The 20062-nt window shown below is 68.1% G+C and carries 19 protein-coding genes; 10 read left to right on the top strand and 9 right to left on the bottom strand.

The features are described from left to right. The first annotated feature begins 65 nt into the window (after nt 1–65). A complete protein-coding gene (locus AOZ53_RS09600) occupies nt 66–815 on the top strand; it encodes an arginyltransferase (RefSeq protein ID WP_054432941.1) in 750 nt (249 codons plus the stop codon). Nucleotides 816–873: 58 nt separating this feature from the next. Beyond that, nucleotides 874–1920, top strand: coding sequence for a quinone-dependent dihydroorotate dehydrogenase (locus AOZ53_RS09605; RefSeq protein ID WP_054432939.1), 1047 nt, complete (start codon nt 874–876; stop codon nt 1918–1920). Nucleotides 1921–2126: 206 nt separating this feature from the next. On the opposite strand, the gene phaP is transcribed toward AOZ53_RS09605, so the two are convergent. Further along, nucleotides 2127–2705, bottom strand: coding sequence for a TIGR01841 family phasin (gene phaP, locus AOZ53_RS09610; protein WP_054432936.1), 579 nt, complete (start codon nt 2703–2705; stop codon nt 2127–2129). A 383-nt stretch (nt 2706–3088) separates the two neighbouring features. On the opposite strand from phaP, the gene AOZ53_RS09615 reads away from it, so the two are divergent. Beyond that, entirely contained in the window at nt 3089–4066 is a 978-nt protein-coding gene (locus tag AOZ53_RS09615; RefSeq protein ID WP_006393194.1) for a tripartite tricarboxylate transporter substrate binding protein BugD, read from the top strand. 132 nt (nt 4067–4198) lie between these two features. On the opposite strand, the gene AOZ53_RS09620 is transcribed toward AOZ53_RS09615, so the two are convergent. From AOZ53_RS09620 to AOZ53_RS09630, 3 genes are all read right to left on the bottom strand, one after another. Continuing rightward, nucleotides 4199–5062: an IclR family transcriptional regulator gene (locus AOZ53_RS09620; RefSeq protein WP_006393193.1), complete on the bottom strand. Its 864-nt coding sequence runs from the start codon at nt 5060–5062 to the stop codon at nt 4199–4201. A gap of 158 nt (nt 5063–5220) precedes the next feature. Beyond that, complete coding sequence (locus tag AOZ53_RS09625) at nt 5221–6033, bottom strand: competence/damage-inducible protein A (protein WP_054432935.1); 813 nt, start codon at nt 6031–6033, stop codon at nt 5221–5223. A gap of 46 nt (nt 6034–6079) precedes the next feature. Next, a complete protein-coding gene (locus AOZ53_RS09630; protein WP_054432933.1) occupies nt 6080–6883 on the bottom strand; it encodes an EI24 domain-containing protein in 804 nt (267 codons plus the stop codon). Between the two features lie 63 nt (nt 6884–6946). Between AOZ53_RS09630 and AOZ53_RS09635 the strand changes: the two genes are divergently transcribed. Then, the gene (locus AOZ53_RS09635; protein ID WP_054432930.1) at nt 6947–7330 is read left to right on the top strand and encodes a thioredoxin family protein; all 384 of its coding nucleotides are present in this window, start codon (nt 6947–6949) and stop codon (nt 7328–7330) included. 56 nt (nt 7331–7386) lie between these two features. Here the strand turns inward: AOZ53_RS09635 and AOZ53_RS09640 are convergent, their stop codons facing one another. Then, nucleotides 7387–8163 carry an IclR family transcriptional regulator gene (locus AOZ53_RS09640; protein WP_054432929.1) on the bottom strand — a complete coding sequence of 259 codons (777 nt, stop codon included), beginning with the start codon at nt 8161–8163 and terminating at the stop codon, nt 7387–7389. Between the two features lie 174 nt (nt 8164–8337). On the opposite strand from AOZ53_RS09640, the gene AOZ53_RS09645 reads away from it, so the two are divergent. The 3 genes from AOZ53_RS09645 to AOZ53_RS09655 are packed head-to-tail and all read left to right on the top strand — an operon-like array spanning nt 8338 to nt 11504. Further along, nucleotides 8338–9243: a polysaccharide deacetylase family protein gene (locus AOZ53_RS09645; protein ID WP_054487631.1), complete on the top strand. Its 906-nt coding sequence runs from the start codon at nt 8338–8340 to the stop codon at nt 9241–9243. Nucleotides 9244–9256: 13 nt separating this feature from the next. Next, nucleotides 9257–10255, top strand: a complete 999-nt coding sequence (locus tag AOZ53_RS09650; protein ID WP_054487633.1) for an asparaginase — start codon at nt 9257–9259, stop codon at nt 10253–10255. A gap of 28 nt (nt 10256–10283) precedes the next feature. Continuing rightward, complete coding sequence (locus AOZ53_RS09655; protein ID WP_231689868.1) at nt 10284–11504, top strand: MFS transporter; 1221 nt, start codon at nt 10284–10286, stop codon at nt 11502–11504. A gap of 100 nt (nt 11505–11604) precedes the next feature. On the opposite strand, the gene AOZ53_RS09660 is transcribed toward AOZ53_RS09655, so the two are convergent. Together AOZ53_RS09660 and AOZ53_RS09665 are read right to left on the bottom strand one after the other, a co-directional pair. Then, on the bottom strand, nt 11605–13065 hold the full coding sequence (locus tag AOZ53_RS09660) for a DEAD/DEAH box helicase (RefSeq protein ID WP_156330720.1): 1461 nt from the start codon (nt 13063–13065) through the stop codon (nt 11605–11607). 243 nt (nt 13066–13308) lie between these two features. Further along, a complete protein-coding gene (locus AOZ53_RS09665) occupies nt 13309–14262 on the bottom strand; it encodes a helix-turn-helix transcriptional regulator (protein ID WP_054432923.1) in 954 nt (317 codons plus the stop codon). Nucleotides 14263–14390: 128 nt separating this feature from the next. On the opposite strand from AOZ53_RS09665, the gene AOZ53_RS09670 reads away from it, so the two are divergent. The 3 genes from AOZ53_RS09670 to AOZ53_RS09680 are packed head-to-tail and all read left to right on the top strand — an operon-like array spanning nt 14391 to nt 18892. Continuing rightward, nucleotides 14391–16466 carry a TonB-dependent receptor gene (locus tag AOZ53_RS09670; RefSeq protein ID WP_054487635.1) on the top strand — a complete coding sequence of 692 codons (2076 nt, stop codon included), beginning with the start codon at nt 14391–14393 and terminating at the stop codon, nt 16464–16466. 10 nt (nt 16467–16476) lie between these two features. Next, nucleotides 16477–17733, top strand: coding sequence for an MFS transporter (locus AOZ53_RS09675; protein WP_054487636.1), 1257 nt, complete (start codon nt 16477–16479; stop codon nt 17731–17733). Then, nucleotides 17726–18892, top strand: a complete 1167-nt coding sequence (locus AOZ53_RS09680) for an FAD-dependent monooxygenase (protein ID WP_054432918.1) — start codon at nt 17726–17728, stop codon at nt 18890–18892. Before AOZ53_RS09675 ends, AOZ53_RS09680 begins: the two co-directional genes overlap by 8 nt. 6 nt (nt 18893–18898) lie before the next feature. Here AOZ53_RS09680 and AOZ53_RS09685 read toward each other — a convergent pair whose 3' ends face one another. Both AOZ53_RS09685 and AOZ53_RS09690 read right to left on the bottom strand, forming a co-directional pair. Beyond that, nucleotides 18899–19234 (bottom strand): AzlD domain-containing protein, encoded by a 336-nt coding sequence (locus AOZ53_RS09685; protein ID WP_054432916.1) that lies wholly within the window; start codon nt 19232–19234, stop codon nt 18899–18901. Beyond that, nucleotides 19231–19980 carry an AzlC family ABC transporter permease gene (locus tag AOZ53_RS09690; protein WP_054432915.1) on the bottom strand — a complete coding sequence of 250 codons (750 nt, stop codon included), beginning with the start codon at nt 19978–19980 and terminating at the stop codon, nt 19231–19233. Before AOZ53_RS09690 ends, AOZ53_RS09685 begins: the two co-directional genes overlap by 4 nt. Nucleotides 19981–20062: the final 82 nt, after the last annotated feature.

Raw genomic sequence — 20062 nt, forward strand, 5'->3', positions numbered from 1 at the left:
CCGGGTTAGGCGTTAATATGTAGTCGTCCCCGTCACGGACTTGGCGCCGGACACCGGGATCCCACATGAGCCAGCTCAAAGAATTACCTTTCTCCACGCTGCAGTTCTACGCGACCGCTCCCTACCCTTGCAGCTACCTGCCGGGACGCCAGGCACGGTCGCAGGTTGCCGCGCCCGGCCACCTGATCAACGCCGGCACCTACTCGCAACTGGTCGAGCAGGGTTTTCGCCGCAGCGGCCTGTTCACCTACCGCCCGCACTGCGACAGTTGCCACGCCTGTGTGCCGGTGCGGGTCGACACCGCCGGCTTCGCGCCCAACCGCAGCCAGCGCCGCGCCTGGCGCGACCACCGCAACCTGCAGTCGTTCGTGGCCGAGCTGGCGTGGTCGCCCGAGCATTACCGGCTCTATACCCGCTACCAGCAGGGCCGCCATCCCGGCGGCGGCATGGATGAGGACAGCCGCACGCAGTACGCGCAATTCCTGCTCACCAGCCGCGTCAACACCCGCCTGGTCGAATTCCGCGATCCCGCGGGCGTGCTGATGATGGTCTCGATCATCGACGTGCTGGACGACGGCCTGTCGTCCGTCTACACCTTCTACGATCCCGACGTGCCGGGCAGCCTGGGCACCTACAGCATCCTCTGGCAGATCGAGCAGTGCCGCACGCTCAACCTGCCCTGGCTCTACCTGGGCTACTGGATCGCGGACAGCCAGAAAATGTCGTACAAGGCCAGCTTCCATCCGGCCCAGTACCTGATCGATGGCGCCTGGGGCGAACCGCCCGCGCCCGCCACGCCCGGCCCGGCCGCCTGATCCGCCCCGGCGGCGGCGGCCCGCAAGGGCGGCCAAAGACGCTTTACAATCCCGCTCCATGTCGATCCTCTTCCACGCCTATCCCCTGGCCCGCCCGGCGCTGTTCGCCATGGACGCGGAAACCGCCCACGAAGTCACCCTGTCGGGGCTGCAGCGGGCCTACGAATGCGGCGCCACGCGCAAGCTGCTGCACGCGCAGCCCAAGGCGCCCTGCACCCTGATGGGCATGCAGCTGGCCAACCCCATCGGATTGGCGGCGGGACTGGACAAGAACGGCGCCTATATCGACGCGCTCGGCAATCTGGGTTTCGGTTTCGTCGAGGTCGGCACGGTGACGCCGCGGGCACAGCCGGGCAACCCCAAGCCGCGCATGTTCCGCCTGCCGCGCGCCAACGCGCTGATCAACCGCCTGGGCTTCAACAACCAGGGGCTGGACGCGTTCCTGGCCAACGTACAGCGCAGCCAGTGGCGCAAGCAGGGCGGCATCCTCGGCCTGAACATCGGCAAGAACGCCGACACCCCGATCGAGCGCGCGGCCGACGACTACCTGATCGGCCTGGCCGGCGTGTACCCGCACGCCGACTACGTCACGGTGAACATCTCGTCGCCCAACACCAAGAATCTGCGGGCCCTGCAAGGCGGCGACGAACTGTCGGCGCTGCTGGCGCAACTGGCGGACAAGCGCCGCGCGCTGGAAGACCAGCACCAGCGCCGCGTGCCGATGGCCGTCAAGATCGCTCCCGACCTGACCACGGAACAGATCGACGCCATCGCCGACGCCCTGCCGCGCCATGGCATCGACGGCGTCATCGCCACCAACACCACCCTGTCGCGCGATGCCGTCACCGGCATGGCGCACGCCGAGGAAGCGGGCGGCCTGTCCGGCGCGCCGGTGCATGAGCTGTCGCTGGCGGTGATCCGCCGGCTCAAGCAGCAGCTGGGCGACAGCCTGGCGATCATCGGCGTGGGCGGCGTGCTGTCGGGCCAGCAGGCCCGCGAAAAGATCGAGGCCGGCGCCGACGCGGTGCAGTTGTACACAGGCCTGATCTACCGCGGCCCCGCCCTGGTGGGCGAGTGCGTGCGGGCGGTGGCCCGCCGGGCCTGATCCCGCGCCCCGGCCACGCCGGGGCTTTCCAGGACGAACCTCGCGGGCGGCCATGCTGCCCGGGCGGCGCCCGCGCGCGCCCGTCATCCCGCGGGGAAAATGGGCAAAAAAAGAGGCCACCCGAAGGGTGGCCCTAATTCCAGCTCTGCTCTGTCACTCAACAGTACTACATTACTGCGATTTGCGCAGCATCGCGCGCCAAATACTTAGGCGCTGCGACGGCTGCGGCTGGCGACCTTGGTGGCGGCGTCGGCGGCATCCGTCGCGGCCTTGAAGGTCGCGTTGGCGGCGGCATTCAGGTTGGACTCGGCGACTTCGGCGGCCTGCTTGGCGGCCTTGGTCAGCGAATCATAGGCGCTGTTGGCGGTGGCCAGCGACGACTTGATCAGGGCGACGGCGCTTTCCGAACCCGTGGGGGCGTTCTTGGAGAACTGCTCGACGGCGTCGCTCAGTTGCTGTTGGCCTTCGGCGATTTGTTCTTCGGTCAGCTTGACCAGGTTGCCCTGCACGCCGGCGACGATGTCGTACACGTGCTTGGTGTAGGCCAGGGCCTTTTCGGCGCCCGGCTGCAGCAGGCCCGAGGCGAACGCCGCGGCTTCCTGCGGGTCCTTGACTTCGGCGGCTTGCTGCGACTTCTGGGCGACTTCGTCCAGGGTGGCGCGCACGACCTTCAGGTTCAGCTCGACCAGCTTTTCGAAGCCGGCGAACACGGCCGATTGGGCGGCCACGAAGGTGTTGATGCTGGCTTTTTGACGGTCCAGGACTTGTTGCGGGATAGCGCTCATAGAATTGCTCCTTTTAGGGGTAGCCGGAGGCTCTCCGGCAAGTAAGGATGGTGTCTGCGACGAAATAAGGAACGTGCGCGGAAACTGGTACTACAAGCTACCGCCGGCCCGTTTGATGCACTGCACAATTGATATTCTACGGGCCTAAAAAACCTTGTCAAGCAATATTGGTGCAACGCAACAACTATTTGCACATTAACAGTGCAAGCGCCGGTGCGGGGTTGATCCAGCACAAGGATTTCCCATGATTCGGGAAATACCGGACATGACGGCGTATCAATTCTTTTCTACACTGCTTGCACGCTGATGACAGACAAACACAAACGATAAGTCAGCGGTCAAAAACACATCGCAGCAAGCAAAACCCTGCAATTGGAGACTTCATGACCCTCATCCCCCGCACGCTTTCGGCCCTGCTCGCGGCCAGCGCCATGCTCGCGGCCGGCGCCGCCCACGCGGAATTCCCGGAACGCCCCATCAACATGGTGGTGCCTTTCGCCGCCGGCGGTCCGACGGACAACGTCGCGCGTTCGCTGGCTGAAGCCATGCGGCATTCGCTGGGCCAGACCGTCGTGGTCGAAAACAAGGGCGGTGCGGGCGGCACCATCGGCACCACCCAAGTGGCCCGCGCGCAGCCGGACGGCTATTCCGTGCTGCTGATGCACGCCGGCTTCTCGACCGCGCCGTCGCTCTACAAGAATCCGGGGTACGACCCCTACAAGAGCTTCGAGCCGATCGGCCTGGTGGTCGACGTGCCGATGACCATCATCGCGCGCTCGGACTTCCCGCCCAACAACATCCAGGAACTGGCCGACTACGTCAAAAAGAACAAGGACAAGGTCTCGCTGGCCAACGCCGGCATCGGCGCCGCCAGCCACCTGTGCGGCACCATGCTGGTCGAGGCGCTGGGCGTGCAGTTGCTGACGATCCCCTACAAGGGCACCGCGCCGGCCATGAACGACCTGTTGGGCAAGCAGGTCGACCTGCTGTGCGACCAGACCACCAACACCACGCAGCAGATCGACAGCGGCAAGGTCAAGGCCTACGCCGTCACCAGCCTGCAGCGCGTGCCCACGCTGCCCAAGCTGCCGACCATGGACGAGTCCGGCTTCAAGGGCTTCGAAGTCGGTATCTGGCACGGTATGTGGGTGCCGAAGGGCACGCCCAAGCCGGTGGTCGACAAGCTGGTCAAGAGCCTGCAGGCCGGCCTGGCGGATCCGAAGTTCCAGGAACGCATGAAGCAGCTGGGCGCCACGGTGCTGACCGCCGACGCCAATCCGCAGGCCCTGGACGCCAAGGTCAAGCAGCAGGTCCCGCAGTGGGCCGAGCTGTTCAAGAAGGCCGGCGTCGAACAGCAGTAATTCAGGGCGGGCCCCGCCAGACGGGGCCTGCGCTGCGCATCGCGCCTGACGGATAGTTTCGCCACGGCCATGAAAAAGCCCCTCGGTTGCTGAAACCGGGGGGCTTTTTCATGGCCGTGGCAACGCAGTCGATCAGGTGCGCATCGCTTCGGCCGCCATGCCCAGGCCGTTGAAGCCGCTGGACACCGAGGGCTCGTAGCCCAGCGCCTCGGAAATGCTGGCGGCCGTGTCCACCAGGGCCTTGATCCAGTCGTCCTGCAGGCGCTCGGCGGGCGCCGAGATCGACAGGCCGGCGACCAGCTTGCCGGTGTCGTCGAAAATGCCCGCGGCGATGCAGCGCACGCCCAGTTCCAGTTCCTCGTTGTCGCGCGCGTAGCCGTGGCGGCGCACCAGCGCCAGCTCGCGCTCGAGGCGGTCGAGGTCGGTCAGGCTGTTGCGGGTGTGGCCGGCCAGGCCGGTGCGCAAGGCGTAGGCGCGCACCTGGCGGGCGTCGCCGGTCGACAGGAACAGCTTGCCGGTGGAGGTCAGGTGCAGCGGCGCGCGGCCGCCGATGGCGCGCACCACCTGCATGCCCGAACGCTCGCTCCAGGCGCGGTCGATGTAGACGATTTCGTCGCCCTGCTGCACCGACAGGTTGATGGTCTGGCCCGTGAGCTTGTGCAGCGACCGCATCGCCGAAATGGCGGCCTCGCGCACGTTCAGCCGTCCCTTGACCAGCGAGCCCAGCTCCAGCAGGCGCATGCCCAGCTGGTACAGGCCGTTATCGACGCGCTCGACATAGCGGCCCACGACCAGGTCGTTCAGGATGCGGTGCGCGGTGGAGGCATGCAGGCCGGTGGTCGCGGACAATTCCTTGAGCGTGACGGGATCGGGCTGCGCGGCCAGCGCATCGAGCAGGCGCATGGCGCGCTCGATGACCTGGATGGCAATGGGACTGCCCGAAGCGCCATCGGCCTCGGCGTCCAGGGCGTTGCGGGTGGAAGAAGGACGGGACATAGGAAGGAAGGGCTAGCGCGGCGCCACCGAAAGAGACCAGACTTGCGGCAACGCAGCAAACAGTTCTTTCCCGTATTGTGAAATTTACCGGGCTATTTGGCAACCGTTTTTTGGCTCGCAAACGGGGGACGCGCCCCGTTTCCCTTGCCGCCGCCGGCTCAGGCCGCGGGCGGCGCCAGCTTGCCGCCCAGGCGCAGCACCTCGGCCCGCAGGAAGGCCAATGCCTCGGCCGCCGCCTCGGGTTCGCCCTTCACGCCCAGGTCGATATGCGGCGTGCCGCCGGCTTCGCCGACGCTCGGCAGGCTGAAGGCGCGCACGCCCGGCCAGCGGCTTTCGACGGTCTGCATGGCCGGCGTGATGCGCGATTCCGGCATGCTGAACACCAGGAACGAATGCTCCGCGTGGCGGCGCGTATGCTGCAACGCACGATAGCGCGTATCCAGGGTCCATTCGAGCATCGGCCAGGCCATCACGGGAAAGCCCGGCACGAAGGTATGGTCGCGGATGAAGAAGCCCGGGATGCGGTTGTACGGATTGGGCACGATCTCGCAGCCCTCGGGGAACACGCCCATCTGCAGCCGTTGCTGGTTCTCGGGCGCGCTCATGTCGGCCGTGCCCTGCCCCTTGGCCGCCATCTCGGCGGTGCGCAGCGCGATCGCCTGCTCCGCCTCGGGATGCAGGGCCAGCGGCAGGTCCAGGGCCGCCGCCGCGGCCTGGCGGGTATGGTCGTCCGGCGTGCCGCCGATGCCGCCGCAGGAAAACACCACGTCGCCGGTGGCGAAGCTGCGCCGGTAGGCGGCCACCAGCACCTCGCGGTCATCCGGCAGGAACTCCGCCCAGGCCAGTTGCATGCCGCGCGCGCCGAGCAGCTCGACGACCTTGGAAAAATGCTTGTCCTGGCGGCGGCCCGACAGGATTTCGTCGCCGACGATGATGAGGCCGATGCGGCGGGAGGCGGATTCTGCTGCCATGTCCGGTTCCAGAATTTGGCGGTTGAATGAAGGCGAAGGCGCCGCGTCAGGCGACGTCGATGGTGCGTTCCTGGCGCAGCCGCTGGAGCGCGTCCAGGCCGTAGTGCGCGTAGACCAGCGCCGAGAACACGGGCAGGATAATCCAGGCGGGCGGCAGCAGGTTCAGCAGCGAGCAGATCAGGCCGATGATCCAGAAGCCGCCGTTGTGGCGCTCCAGGATGAGCTTGCGCTCGGCCGGGCTGGCGTGCTCGACGATGGCGTCGACCCGCATCATGCGCGAAAAGGCGAAGGTCCACCAGAAGATCGGCAACACCAGGGCCATCGGCGGCACCAGCCACAGCGGCATGGTGAACAGCCAGCCGAGCACGAACGCGCCCGACACCCAGATCGCGTTCCAGACGCTGACGGAAGTGGCCAGCTTGCCCTGCCGGCCGAGGCCGGCGTACTCGCGGTGGCCGACGTGGCGCAGCACCAGCGGCATGACGAACACGGCCGCGATCGCCAGGCCCAGCACGCCCGACAGCGGCAACAGGATCGACACCGCGATCACCGGCACCAGGTAGATCTTGAGCGAGAACAGCCCCATCGCCAGCAGCCATTCCTCGGTGCGGTTGATGAAGTCCCAGTGTGAAGCCTGGGCGGCGAGCCAGTCGGTCAGGGGCGTCCAGAACAACCAGAACAGCAGCACCACGCCGACCAGCGCGATCAGGAATGGCAGCAGCACCGCGAACAGCATCGTCGGATGGCATTGCGACACCAGGGCGCGCTTGAACGCCAACCCGACGCCGCTCGCGGCACGGGCGAAGCGGCCGGTTTCGGGCGGCGGGGAATCAGTGCGCAAAGCGGTCATCGTAGGACGAAAGGAAGGTGATCATCCCGGGTATGATAGTCAAACACGCCCCCCTGCGCTCGTATGACATTACTTGTACCCGGCTCCGACCTCACCGCCTTGCGCGCCCAATTGGCGGCCTCGCCCGACGCCTGGCTGGTCGCCTGTTTCTGCGCCGCCTGGTGCGACACCTGCGAAGAATACAAACCCAAGCTGCGCGCCCTGTCCAGCGCCCTGCCGCGGCATGTTTTCGCCTGGATCGACATCGAGGACCACGCCGAATTGCTGGGCGAGGTCGACGTCGAGAACTTCCCCACGCTGCTGATCCAGATCGGCGGCCGCGTGGTGTTCTACGGCCCGATGCTGCCGCACATCGGCCATCTGGAACGTCTGCTGGAAAGCCTGGACGAACGCAGCGCGGCGGTCACCTCGGCGCTACCCGATTTGCCCCGCCTGCTCGCCGCCTGACGGCCACGCCGGGCCGGAGATCCACTCCCCCCGGGGAGGCTCGGCCCAATTCGCCGTTATTGCTGCAACAAGGCGCCGATGGCTTGCGCCGCCCCGCGCAGCAGCGGCACGATCTCACGCACCCGGGCGTCCGTCATGCGGTTGTGGGTCGCGGCGACCGTGACAGCGGCCAGCAACAGACCACTCTCGCCATACACGGGGACACCCAGCGCGCTGATGCCGGGCACCGCGCGATTGGCGATGTGCGCGTAGCCAACCTTTGCCACCAGCGCGCAATGCGCGCGGACATCGTCGGCATCCAATTCCCCATATGCCCCAAGCCGCGGCGCAACGGCCTCGATGATGCGTTTCTGTTCCGCGGCCGGTAACGCCGCCAGCAGCGCCAGGCCGCCCGCGCTGACCCCCAGGGGTTGGCGGCTGCCCAGCGGCAGTGCCGGCGTCTGCACGGGATAGGTCCCCTGGATGCGATTGATGCAGACGGCGTCGTCGCCGCTGCGCACAAACAGGAACGTCGTATCGCCCGTCACGCGGGCAAGGTCCGCCAGGGTGGCCGTGCTCAGGTCGCGCAGATTGAAACGATGCGCCGCCGCCAGGCCCAGCTCGAACACCAGGGGACCCAGCCGGTAACGACGGGTCGCGGCATCCTGCACCGCCATCCCTTGCGCGACGAGCGCCTTCAGCAGCCGATGCATGGTGGGCCGCGTCAATTGCGCGGCCTGCGCCAGATCGACCAGCCGCAGGCCGACATCGGCCTGGCGCGCCAACAGCTTGAGCACCAGCACCGCCCGGGTAATGCCTTGGGCGCCATCGACCCGCGCAAGGGAATCATTCATGCCATTCCAATTAGTGGAATTATTTTCGGTTGTGTTGCGAGTGAATTTATCGCAACGCTAGCATTTATCGCCAGTAGCAGGAGTATTTCACTGAATCATTGGTCTCCATTTAATTCCAAATAATGGAATCAACCGTGAATTGCTCCCGCGTGTTTCCCCACATGGAGCCTGCCGATGAATCACCCCTCGCCCGTCTGGTCCGCTCGCGATCGCGTCGCCTACGAGCCGATTACCCAACGTCGCCCATTCGTGCTGCCCGACGGCGCGCGCGTTGCCGTCTGGACCATCGTCAACGTGGAAAACTGGCTGCCGCAACACGCGATGCCGCGCGCCGTCCTGCCTCCGCCGATGGGACAACCGTTGCTGCCGGACATTCCCAATTGGTGCTGGCACGAGTACGGCATGCGCGTCGGCTTCTGGCGCTTCCTCGAGACCTTGGGCGCGCGCGGGCTGAAGGCCACGTTGGCAATCAATGGCACCGCCTGCCGCGAATACGCCCAGGCTTGCCAGGCGGCGCTGGAGGCCGGCTGGGAATTCATGGGCCACGGCCATGTGCAGCAACCGATGCACCGGGTGGCGGACCAGGCCGCGGCGATCCGCGACACGATCGCGGCCATCCGCGATGTCACCGGCCGGGCGCCGCGAGGCTGGGAAAGCCCCGGCCTGACCGAGACGGATGACACGATCGACCTGCTGGCCGCCGCCGGCATCGAATACGTGGCCGACTGGGTGCTGGACGACCAGCCGGTGCCCATCAGGACACGCACGGGAAGCATGCTGTCGGTGCCCTACACCGTCGAACTCAACGATGTCGTCATCTCCGCCGTGCAGCAGCACCGGTCCGAGGAATTGCTGATCCGAGGCCGCGACCAGTTCGACCAGCTCTACCGGGAAGGGGCGAGCATCCCGCGGGTCATGGCGATCTCGATCCACCCTTATCTGACGGGCGCGCCACATCGCATCCGCTACCTGGCCGAGCTGTACGACCACATCCTGTCGCACCCGGATGTGTGTCTGTGCACCGGCGGCGACATTCTCGATATCTATCGGAATCAAGCCGACCAACCCGAGCAGGCCTAGCCCGGAGCCGAACATGGACCTTCCCCGCGTTCTCCTGCTGGCCACTGGCGGCACCATCGCCATGACGCCCGGCGCCGATGGCGGCATCGCGCCCGCATTGGACGCCCATGCCCTGGTCGCCGCCGTTCCGGACCTGGCCGCGGTGGCCAGCCTGGAGGTCATCGCTTTCTCCAACAAACCCGGGGCGTCCCTGACGCAGCAAGATCTCGCGCAGCTGGCGGCGTTGATCGAGGAGGGATTCGCCCGCGGCTGCCAGGGCGCGGTGGTGGTCCAGGGCACCGACACCATCGACGAGACTGCCTTCGCCCTGGAATTGCTGGCGCGCCGCCCGCTGCCCATCGTCGTGACCGGAGCGATGCGCGGCGCGGCGGCGCCGGGCGCCGACGGCCCCGCCAATCTGCTGGCGGCGGTCACCGTGGCTGCCGCCCCCGCGGCGGCCGGCATGGGCGCGCTGGTGGTGCTTGGCGACCAGGTGCATGCCGCCCGCCATGTGCAGAAAGCGCATACCACGCTGCCGTCGGCCTTCCATTCGCCCGGCCGGGGACCGCTGGGCACGCTGTGCGAGGGGCGCCTGCATCTGCACGCCCGGCTGACGCCGCTGCCCGCGCTGCGGTCTCCGCGCCAATTGCAGGAAGCGCCCATCGCGTTGCTGCGCATCGGCCTGGACGACGACGGCAGGTTGCTGCCCGCGCTTCCTGACCTGGGCTTTCGCGGCGCGGTCATCGAGGCGATGGGGGCCGGCCATGTGCCGGGCCACCTGGCCCCGCTGCTGGGCGACCTGGCGGCGCGGATGCCCGTCGTGCTCAGCACCCGGGTGGCCGCCGGTCCGGTGCTGCGCGCCGCCTATGCCTTCCCCGGATCGGAAAAGGATCTGCTGTCCCGCGGGCTGATCCATGGCGGCGCGCTGGGTGGCCTGAAGGCGCGCCTGCTGCTGCGCCTGCTGCTCGCCACAGGCGCTTCCCCGGAGGCGCTGCCCGCCGAATTCGCCCGACGCTGCGACGCGCTCGCCTAGGGCCCATCGACATTCAAAGGAGACTGCCATGCAAACGCGCCGCTACGCGCTCGGGATGTTCGCCGTACTGCTTTTCTCATATGTCATCAACGCCATCGACCGGCAGCTGTTTTCAGTCCTTGCCACGGATGTACGCAACGCCCTGGGCCTGACCTTGCCGCAGGTCGGCCTGGCTTCGACGGTCTTCACGCTGGGCATGGGCCTGGCCGGCATACCCACCGGCTATCTGCTGGGCAAGGTGTCGCGCAAGTCCGTCACGCTGATCGGGCTGGTCATCTTTTCCGTGGCCACCTTCCTCACCGCCTATGCGAAAGGACTGCCGGACCTGCTGGCCTACCGGTTCATTTCCGGCCTGGGCGAAGCCATGCAGCTGACGGCGCTGCTCGCCATTGGCACGAGCTACTTCCTGCAGCACCGGGCGGTCGCCGCGAGCTCGCTGAATTTCACATTCGGCATCGGCGCCATCATCGGCCCCAACCTCGGCGCCGCGATCCTGGCCGCAAGCCACTGGCAGATGCCCTTCATCGTTTTCGGGCTGTCGGGCATCATCGCCATCATCCTGATCGTGCCGCTGGTCAAACCCTGGTTCAGCGAAGCACAGGCGCTGCCGACGCAGGCCGAAGACACCGCCAGCCCGGCGGCCGGGACAAGCCTGTGGGCGCGCACGCCGGTCATGCTGGCCATCGCGACCGCGTTCGCCGGTCTGTCGATCTATGGCTATCTGGGCTTGTATCCCACCTACCTGCGCGAAGCCCTCGGTTTCAGCCCCAAACAGGCGGCGGGCGCAGTCAGCTTCTACGGCCTGGGCGCCCTGCTATCGTTGCTGGGAGGCTGGCTCGGAGACCGCTACGACTACCGCAAACTGTTGTTCGGGTCGCTGCTGTTGTCGGCGTTGGCCGGAGGACTGCTGTTCACCGACCTGGAGAAATCGCTGAGCGCGCACGCCGCCATGTCGTTCATCTTCGGCGCCGCCATCAGCGGCATGGTGTATGCCAACCTGTCGGCCGGCATCATCAAATCCGTCAGCCGGGCCAAGGCGGCGCAGGCCTCGGGCCTGTTCGTGGCCAGCCTGTATGTGCCCGCGGCCTTCGCCGGGTATCTGCTGGGCCAATTGAAATTGACGCTGGGTTGGACTCAGGCCGGCATTCTCCAGGTAACGGGCTGCGCGATCCTCGCGGCATTGTTCTCGATCGCGGCCGGCGTGCGGCGCCCGGATCCGATCCCCACAACGACAACGAGCGCCCCATGAACGCCGCATCACCGTTGTCTTGAAACAAAAAAAGCGTCCATCAAGGACGCTTTTCCTTTGGCGCGGGCCGCATCGGCGATGCGGGCGCGCAGCGCTGCCGCTACTTGCGGCTGCCGCCCAGCAGGACGGCGATCTGGCGCTTGGGCGCGGACGAATTGCCACCCTGGCGCGGCGCGTCGGGCTCTTCTGCCGGGGCCGACGACGTCGACGGCTCGTAGGGCTTGAGGAAGAAATCGTCCACCGGCTGGCGCGACGATCCGCCGCTCGAACGGCGTTCCGACGAACGGCCACGCTCGCGGCCGCCTTCGCGCGGCGATGCGGCGCGCTCTTCGCGGCGGCCATGGCCATGATGGCTGCGCGCGACCAGGTCGGCGGGCAGTTCCAGCGTGCCGCGCGGCACTTCGCGCTTGATCAGCTTTTCGATGTCGAGCAGGAAACGCTCTTCGTCGCCCGTGAACAGGGCGATGGCTTCACCGGTGGCGCCGGCGCGGCCGGTACGGCCGATACGGTGCACGTAGTCTTCGGCGTTGTACGGCAGGTCGTAGTTGATGACGCAAGGCACGCCGGCCACGTCCAGGCCGCGCGCGGCCACGTCGGTGGCGACCAGCACTTCCAGTTCGCCGGCCTTGAAGGCTTCGAGCGCCTTCATGCGGTCGGCCTGGGTCTTGTCGCCGTGGATCGATTCGGCCTTGACGCCGTCACGCTCGAGCTCGCGCGCCAGGCGCGCGGTGCCGATCTTGGTGTTCGAGAACACGATGACCTGCTTCAGGCCGCGCGACTTCACCAGGTGCACCACCGCCGCGCGCTTCTGGTCGCCCGACATCTTGTAGGCGATCTGCGTGATGGTGTTGGCAGTGGCGTTGCGCGCCGCGACTTCGATTTCGACCGGGTGGTTCAGGTACGAACGGCCGAGCTTGCGGATTTCGTTGCTGAAGGTGGCCGAGAACAGCAGGCCCTGACGCTGCGCGGGCAGCAGGCGGATGATGCGTTCCAGGTCGGGCAGGAAGCCCATGTCGAGCATGCGGTCGGCTTCGTCCAGCACCAGGATGCCGACCTGGCTCAGGTTCACGTTCTTCTGCTCGACGTGGTCGAGCAGGCGGCCGGGCGTGGCCACCAGCACTTCGCAGCCACGGCGCAGCGCTTCTTTCTGCGGACCGATATCGACACCACCGAACACCACCGCGGAACGCAGCGGCGTCTGCTTGCTGTAGCGCTTGACGCTTTCGTAGACCTGGTCGGCCAGCTCGCGCGTGGGCGTCAGGATCAGCGCGCGCACCGGGTGCCGCGCGGGCGAGGCGCTGGTGTTGGCCAGCGGCATCAGGCGATGCAGGATGGGCAGCGTGAAGGCCGCCGTCTTGCCGGTGCCGGTCTGGGCCGCGCCCATGACGTCGCGCCCTTCGACCACGACGGGAATGGCTTGCGCCTGGATCGGGGTGGGCGTGGTGTAGCCGGTTTCGGCGATCGACTGCAACAGCAGGGGATGCAGCCCGAAGTCGGAGAACGTGGGCGTAGGCGCGGGCGCTTCGGCGGTGGGTGCTGCGGATTGAGTGGATTCAGTCATCAGGGTTTGGCAGATACCGGGACCAGTGGAAAAGAACAAAACGAGAGTGCTGCGAGCACTGCACGACATATGCATCGGGACAACCGGAACGCGCGCCACGCTCGCGCGGCCACGTGCAAACCACCCCGAGGCACAAGCGCGTCGCGGGCAATCAGCACCCTGCCTTGCAGGCCAGGTGGCGCATTCTGGTTTCGATACTTATGAGGGCAGTACCAGGCCCGGATTGCTGTGGATAACTTAATTTTAGCGCAGCCGGACGCCGGGGCGGTCAAGCCAGTGCCTGGGGGCGACTCCTTTGGCCTGGCGGAAGCTCTTGCTGAAATGGCTCAGGTTGGCGAATCCGGCGGCCAGCGCGGCGTCCGTGACGCTGTAACCGGCCTCCAGCATGGACGCCGCGGCCTCCAGCCGGACGGACTTCAGATAGGCATGGACCGAACGGCCGGCCACCTGGCGAAAGCCCGCCTTGAGCTTCTTTTCGCTCAGGCCGACCTCGCGCGCCAGCCGCGATACCGTCCATTCCTCGCCGTAGCGGACCTCTATCAGGCGCCGCGCCTGCCCCAGCTGGCGCCGTTCGCGCGGCGCCACCGGGGGCTCGCCAGCCGCGTCGCTCATGGTTTCCAGCACGATGGCCAGGGCTTCGAGCGCCTTGGCGCGCATGTACAGGCGGCGCGCGGTGTTGTCCTCATGGAGGCAATCCAGCACGTCGCCGGCCAGCCGCAGCAGGCCGGGCGGCGCGGGAAAGCCGGCCATGAGCGACCCCATGGCCGGCACGCTGTGATCCAGCACGAAGGCGCCGCGCAACGCGGCCAACGGCCTGCCGCCGGCGCGCAACAGCCCGGCAGGTGAATAACGGATGTCCACCAGACGGACATTCTGCCCGCCCGCCATCTGGAAACGGCCCCGCGCGCCGCGTTCGCCGGTCTGCACCACGGCCATGCCGGGTCCGACCGCCAAGGGTGCCCCGCCCTCGATCGACATGCGCGCATGGCCGTCCAGGAAAACGGCGATGCAGAACATCGGCGGACCCTCGGCATCGACGTCGAGCCCGACGGCGGGGGCGCCGTTCCAGGCGGTCAGGGTCAGGTCCTCGTCGAACGCTTCCTGGCGCGACAGGGCGATCCATTCGCTCGGTATCGACACCGCGGGCAACAGCGGGTGGCCGGAACGGACGGACGATCCGGCGGAGGTACGCGTCATGGCGGCAATGGCGGAATCCAAATTTAGGCCCCGATTTGAACAACGGCAGCACTGAAAACGTCAGCGCGGCGCTCATCAAACAACAATAATTCTCATTAATAATTCTACCGAAAGCCCGGGCCGACAACATGACGACAGCGTTCCCTTTCCGACACACCGCCCTGGCGGCCGCCCTGTGCGCCTTCGCGGCGCCCGCCGCGGCACAGTCCGTCAGCGAGCTGGCCCCCATCACGGTCACCGCCAGCAAGCAGGAACAGTCGCTGCGCGATCTCAACGGCGCCGCGATCGTCGTGCCGGCCGAGGCCCTGCAGGCCGCCCAGGTCGACAACACCATGCAGTTGTCGCGCGTGCTGCCCGGCGTGCAGATGTCCAGCAGCGGCTCGCTCCTGTATCCCATCATCTCGGTGCGCGGCATCACGTCCGCGCAGGACTTCTACAACCCCGCCCTGACGGTCTACGTTGACGGCGTGCCGCAATTGCCGACCTTCACCTCGCAGCTGCTGACCGACGTCGACCGCGTCGAGCTGCTGAAAGGCCCGCAGGGCACGCTCTACGGCAAGAGCGCCATGGGCGGCGTCCTCAACATCGTGTCGCGGCAGCCGGGCGACGATCCCTACTTCCGCGCCAGCGCCGGCGTCGCCAGCCGCGACGGCTACCTGTTCAAGGCCAGCGGCGGCGGGCCGCTGGTCGACAACCTGCTGTACGGCTCGGTCACCGCCGTGGCGAACGACGCGCCCGGCCGGCTGGACAACCCCGCCACCGGCGCCAGCCGCGTCGGCGGCGCCTCGGCCAATGCGGGCGCCGCGCGCCTGCGCCTGGCGCCCGCCGGCAGCCCCTGGGAACTGGGCCTGGCCATCAGCGGCGAATGCACCCGCGCCAGCCAGGACGCCTACGTCCCGTTCGACGATCTCCACGCCAGCCACGCGTACACCGCGCCGGGCATGCCCGCGTCGCTGGCGGATTTCTACCAGAAGCGCTGCGGCAACAGCCAGGCGCTGACCGGCCGCTACGATTTCGACGGCTGGCGCCTGAACGCGGTGGCGGCCTGGCAGGCCCTGCACTACGACCGCCACTACCCCATCGGCCCCAGCTACACCAGCCAGCCCGAGCGCTGGCGCCAGCAGGTGCAGGAGCTGCGCCTGTCCACCACCGGCCAGCGCGCCGTCGACGGCGTGCTGGGGCTGTATCGCCAGCGCGTCACCCAATCGCGGGCGGTGTTCAACCAGATGCAGGGGCCGATGCCGCTGGACACGCTCCAGGTCGACTCGCGCAACACCAGTGAATCGCTCGCCGCCTATGCCGACGCCACCTGGCATGCCACCGACGCGCTCGACCTGTCGGCCGGCCTGCGCTATTCCCGCGACAAGGCCGCCACGCGCTATGACGGCCAGGCGCTGGATTTCGCCACCTTCGGCCAGGCGCCGTTCGGCGGTTCGGGCTCCAGCGCGGGCAACAGCGTGCTGGGCAAACTGTCGGCCGGCTACCGGCTGTCGCCCGAGTGGCGTGTGTATGCCAACGCCGCGCAGGGCTACAAGCCGGGCGGCTACAACCTGGCGCCGTCCAATCCCAGCGACGCCCGCCCCTACGGCAAGGAAAAAGGCATGAGCTACGAGGTCGGCACGCGCTATGACGGCGACACGCTGCGCCTGGGCGCCGCCGTCTACCGCACCGACATCCGCGACGCGCAGCTCTATGTCGGCGGACTGGGGCAGCAACACCTGCAGAACGTCGGCAACACCCGCGCCACGGGCGTCGAGTTCGACCTGGGCTGGGACGTCTCGGCGCAGTGGACGCTGGGCCTGGACGGCTTCGTCAACCACACCACGTTCCGCAGCTTCGGCGACGCCTCCGCCTGCCAGGGCTGCGACGGCAACCGGGTGCCGTTCTCGCCGGGCTATGGCCTGACCGCCAGCGCCAGCGGCCACTTCGACACCGGCATCGGGCGGCTGTCGCCGACCTTGGCCGTGCGGCGCATCGGCGCGCAGTTCTTCGACATCGCCAACACCCTGCGCCAGGACGCCTACACGCTGGTAGACCTCAGCCTGGCCTGGCGCATCCGGCCGCAGGTCGAGGCCACGCTGTATGCCAACAACCTCACCGACAAGCGCTACCGCACCTTCGCCTTCGCTGGCGGACCGATGGGCAACTTCGCCCAGGTCGATCCGGGCCGGACGGTCGGCCTGAACGTCGCCTTCGAATACTAGGATCGGCTTCATGCGCCCAGATGTGCCCGCGCGCCTGCCCACGGCGCAGGTGATCGCCGCCATCGGCGGCATCTGCATGGCCCAAAGCCTGGTGAGCGGCATCGCCTTCCAGGGCGTGCCCGCCTTGCTGCGCGACAGCGGCGCGCCGCTGGACCAGATCGGCCTGGCCTACCTGGCGTTCCTGCCCTGGGCGCTCAAGTTCCTGTGGGCGCCCTGGATCGAACGCTACCGGCTGCCGGCGGGCCATGCCGAGCGGCGCACCCGCCGCATCGTGCTGCCCGGGCAATGGTTGCTGGCCGCGCTGCTGTTCCTGCTGGCGGGCCTGGGCCAGCCCGCCATGCCCGTGCTGCTGGCCATCCTGGGCCTGATCTCGTTGACCGCGGCCACGGTGGACATCGCCGGCGACGCGTTCGCCGTCGAACAGCTGGCGGAGAACCGACGCGGCTGGGGCAACGCCACCCAGGTCGGCTCCAGCTATCTGGGCATGTTCCTGGGCGCCGGATTGTTCGTCATCCTGGCAGGCAGCTACGGCTGGCGCGTGGCGGCGGCCGCCATGGGCGGACTGGTCCTGCTGTTGACGCTGCCATTCGCCCTGGTGCGCGAGCCGGCGCGCACGGCCCAACCGTCCGCGCACCGCCCCAGCCTGGCGCATGCGCTGGGCCGCCCCGACGTGCGCCTGGGCCTGGTCATCACGATCGTGTTCCAGGCCGGCTCCCGGCTGGCCTATGGCATGACGCCCCTGCTGCTGCTTGATCGCGGAGTGCCGCTGGCGTCGGTGGGCTGGATCAATGGCGCCGGCGCGGTCGTGGCGGGCCTGGCCGGCACCCTGCTCGGCGCCTTGATCCTGCAGCGCCTCGCGGCGGCGCGGGCGGTGGTCGTGGCCTTGGCCCTGCAGACCGTGGCGCTGGTCCTCTTCCTGGCCGCCGTGCTGGCGTCATCCTGGCTGCCGCACGCCGGCCCGCATTGGCTGGTGGCGCTGGCGTTGCTGAAAGCGGCAACGGCGGCCACGGGCTTCGTGGCCTTGTACGCCTTCCTCATGGGCCGGGCCTCGCCAGCGCAGGCCGGCGTCGACTTCACCCTGTTCCAGTGCGCCGACGCCATGATCGCCACGATCGGCGGCGTGGCCGCCGGCTGGCTGGCGCAGCACTGGGGCTATGACGTCTGCTTCGGCGCCGCGGCGGCCTTCGGCGCTGCCGGGTTGCTCGCCCTTCCTATCCTGATGCGGCGCCTGGCGCCGCCCTTTCCCCCGGAGAATGAACATGTCTGAACGCACCGTGGTCATCGCCGGCGCCGGCGTTGCCGGGCTGGCCTGCGCCTGGTGGCTGACGCGGCACGGCTGGCGCGCCGTCATCGCGGAACGCGCCGCGCACCTGCGCGATGGCGGCTACATGATGGGCCTGTCCGGCCCGGGCCTGCTGACCGCGCGCCGCATGGACCTGGTACCGGCGCTGCGCGCCGTGGAACGCGAGATCGGCGAAAACATCTACCGCGACCGCCGGGGCCGCGAAGTCATGCGGATCCGCTATCGCGAACTGCTGAAGGAACTGGACTGGATCACCTTGCGCCGCACGGACCTGGTGCAGGTTCTGCATGGCGCGGTGCGCGACCACGCCGAGATCCGGCTGGCGACCACGGTCGCCCACTGCGCCCAGGACCCGGATGGCGTGGACATCACGCTGTCGGACGGCAGCCAGTTGCGGGCCGACCTTCTGATCGGCGCGGACGGCGTGCGCTCGGCATTGCGCGCCCAGGTGTTCGGCGCCGACGATCCCCCGCTGTCCGCGCTGGGCTATCGCTACGCCGCCTACGACACCGAGGACGACACTGGCATGGCGCGGGACTTCGTGTCCTACGCGGCCCCCGGCCACCAGGTGGAATACCACGGGCTCGGCGGCGGCCGCAAGGCGGCCCTGCATGTGTGGCGCAGCCATGAGCACGGCTGGGTCGAGGCGCCGCAACGGCTTGGCCTGCTGCGCGAACTGTCCCGCGACACGCACGCGGAAGTCGGCCGGCAGCTGGCCATGCTGGCGCAGGACACCCCCATCGTCATGGACGACCTGGCGCTGGTCGAACTGCCCTGTTGGCATCGGGGCCGCATCCTGCTGGCGGGCGACGCCGCACATAGCCTGTCCCTTATTTCTGGGCAGGGCGCGGGGATGGCATTGGCTGGCGCCTACGTGCTGGCCCAGGAACTGGGCAGGCTGCCGCTAGAACAGGCGTTGGCGGCCCACGAGCGGCGGTTGCGGCCGGTGATCGACAGCCTGCAGCAGCGCAGCCGCAAGCTGGCGCCCGTCTATGTCCCGGAATCGGCATTCGCCTTCGGCTTGCGCAACACGGCCTTGCGGCTGCTGCCCAGGCTGATCCTGAAGCGCTATTTCCTCAGTGGGCTGAAGTCCGAAATGGAAGCCGCCGCCGCGCTGGGCTGACCGGCCTCAACCCGCCAGCCAGCGCAGGCCCCACAGCATCAGCATGCCGACCACGATGACCAGCACCGCGCTGCGGGTGCGCAGGAAGACCAGGATGGCGACGATGCCGGCCACCAGCTTGTAGTCGAAGATGGGGCCCAGCCCCGCCTTCCAGGGCAGCAGGTCGGGCACCACGATGGCGGTGAGCGCGGCGGCCGGCGCGTAGCGCAGGGCGCGCCGCACGCCGTCGGGCAGCGGAATGTAGTCGCCGAACAGCATGAAGCCGGCGCGCGTCAGCACGCTGCACAGCGCCAGCAGCAGGATGGCGGAATAGACGTAGATCTCGGAGGGCCAGAGGGTCATGCGCGCGCCTTGAAGAAGCGTTCGGCCCACATGCCGGCCACCACGCCGGCGATGACCGCCGCCGCCAGGCCCAGCCGCAGCGGCAGCACCTGGCCGGTCCAGGCGACCACGCCGGCGGCCAGCATCGAGACCAGCATGGGCTTGGAATTGGCCAGCGGCACCGTGATCGCCAGCAGCGCCAGCACCGCCGCGAAATCCAGCGACCAGGCGGCCGGCACCATGGTGCCCAGGTAGATCCCCACGATCGACGACGCCTGCCAGACGAACCAGCCCGGGGCGATGGTGCCGATGAAGTACCAGAGCTGCTCGCGGGTGCCGCGCTCGGCCGCGTCGCCGAAACGCGGCATGAACAGCACGAAGCCCATGTCGGTGGTGAAGTAGCCCAGGCCCAGGCGCTTGGGCCAGGACAGGTGGCGGAAATAGGGTTGCAACGCCGCGCCGAAGATCAGGAAGCGCAGGTTGACCACGCAGCCGGCGGCGAAGATCAGCCACAGCGGCGCACCGGTGGCGATCAGCGGCAGGGATGTGAGCTGGGCCGATCCGGCGTACAGCAGCAGGGTCATGGCCAGCGCCATGGATTCGGTCAGGCCCGACTTGACCATGGCCACGCCGGTCACCAGCCCCCAGGTCGCGGTGGCGATCAGGGCCGGCACGATGGCATGCACGCCGGCGCGGAAGGCGGCGACGCGCTCCTGGCGGACCTCCCGGGGGTCTTCGGTTTCGGGAAACGCTGACTCAGAGGACAACGGCGAGCCCCTGGGGATTCAGACAGAACGACATGGACACTCTGTGGGGAAGGAACCGCACGACAAGCTGCTCGCCAGCCGG

This window comes from Achromobacter sp. 2789STDY5608621, assembly GCF_001299375.1.
GTDB classification, from domain to species: domain Bacteria; phylum Pseudomonadota; class Gammaproteobacteria; order Burkholderiales; family Burkholderiaceae_B; genus Achromobacter; species Achromobacter insuavis.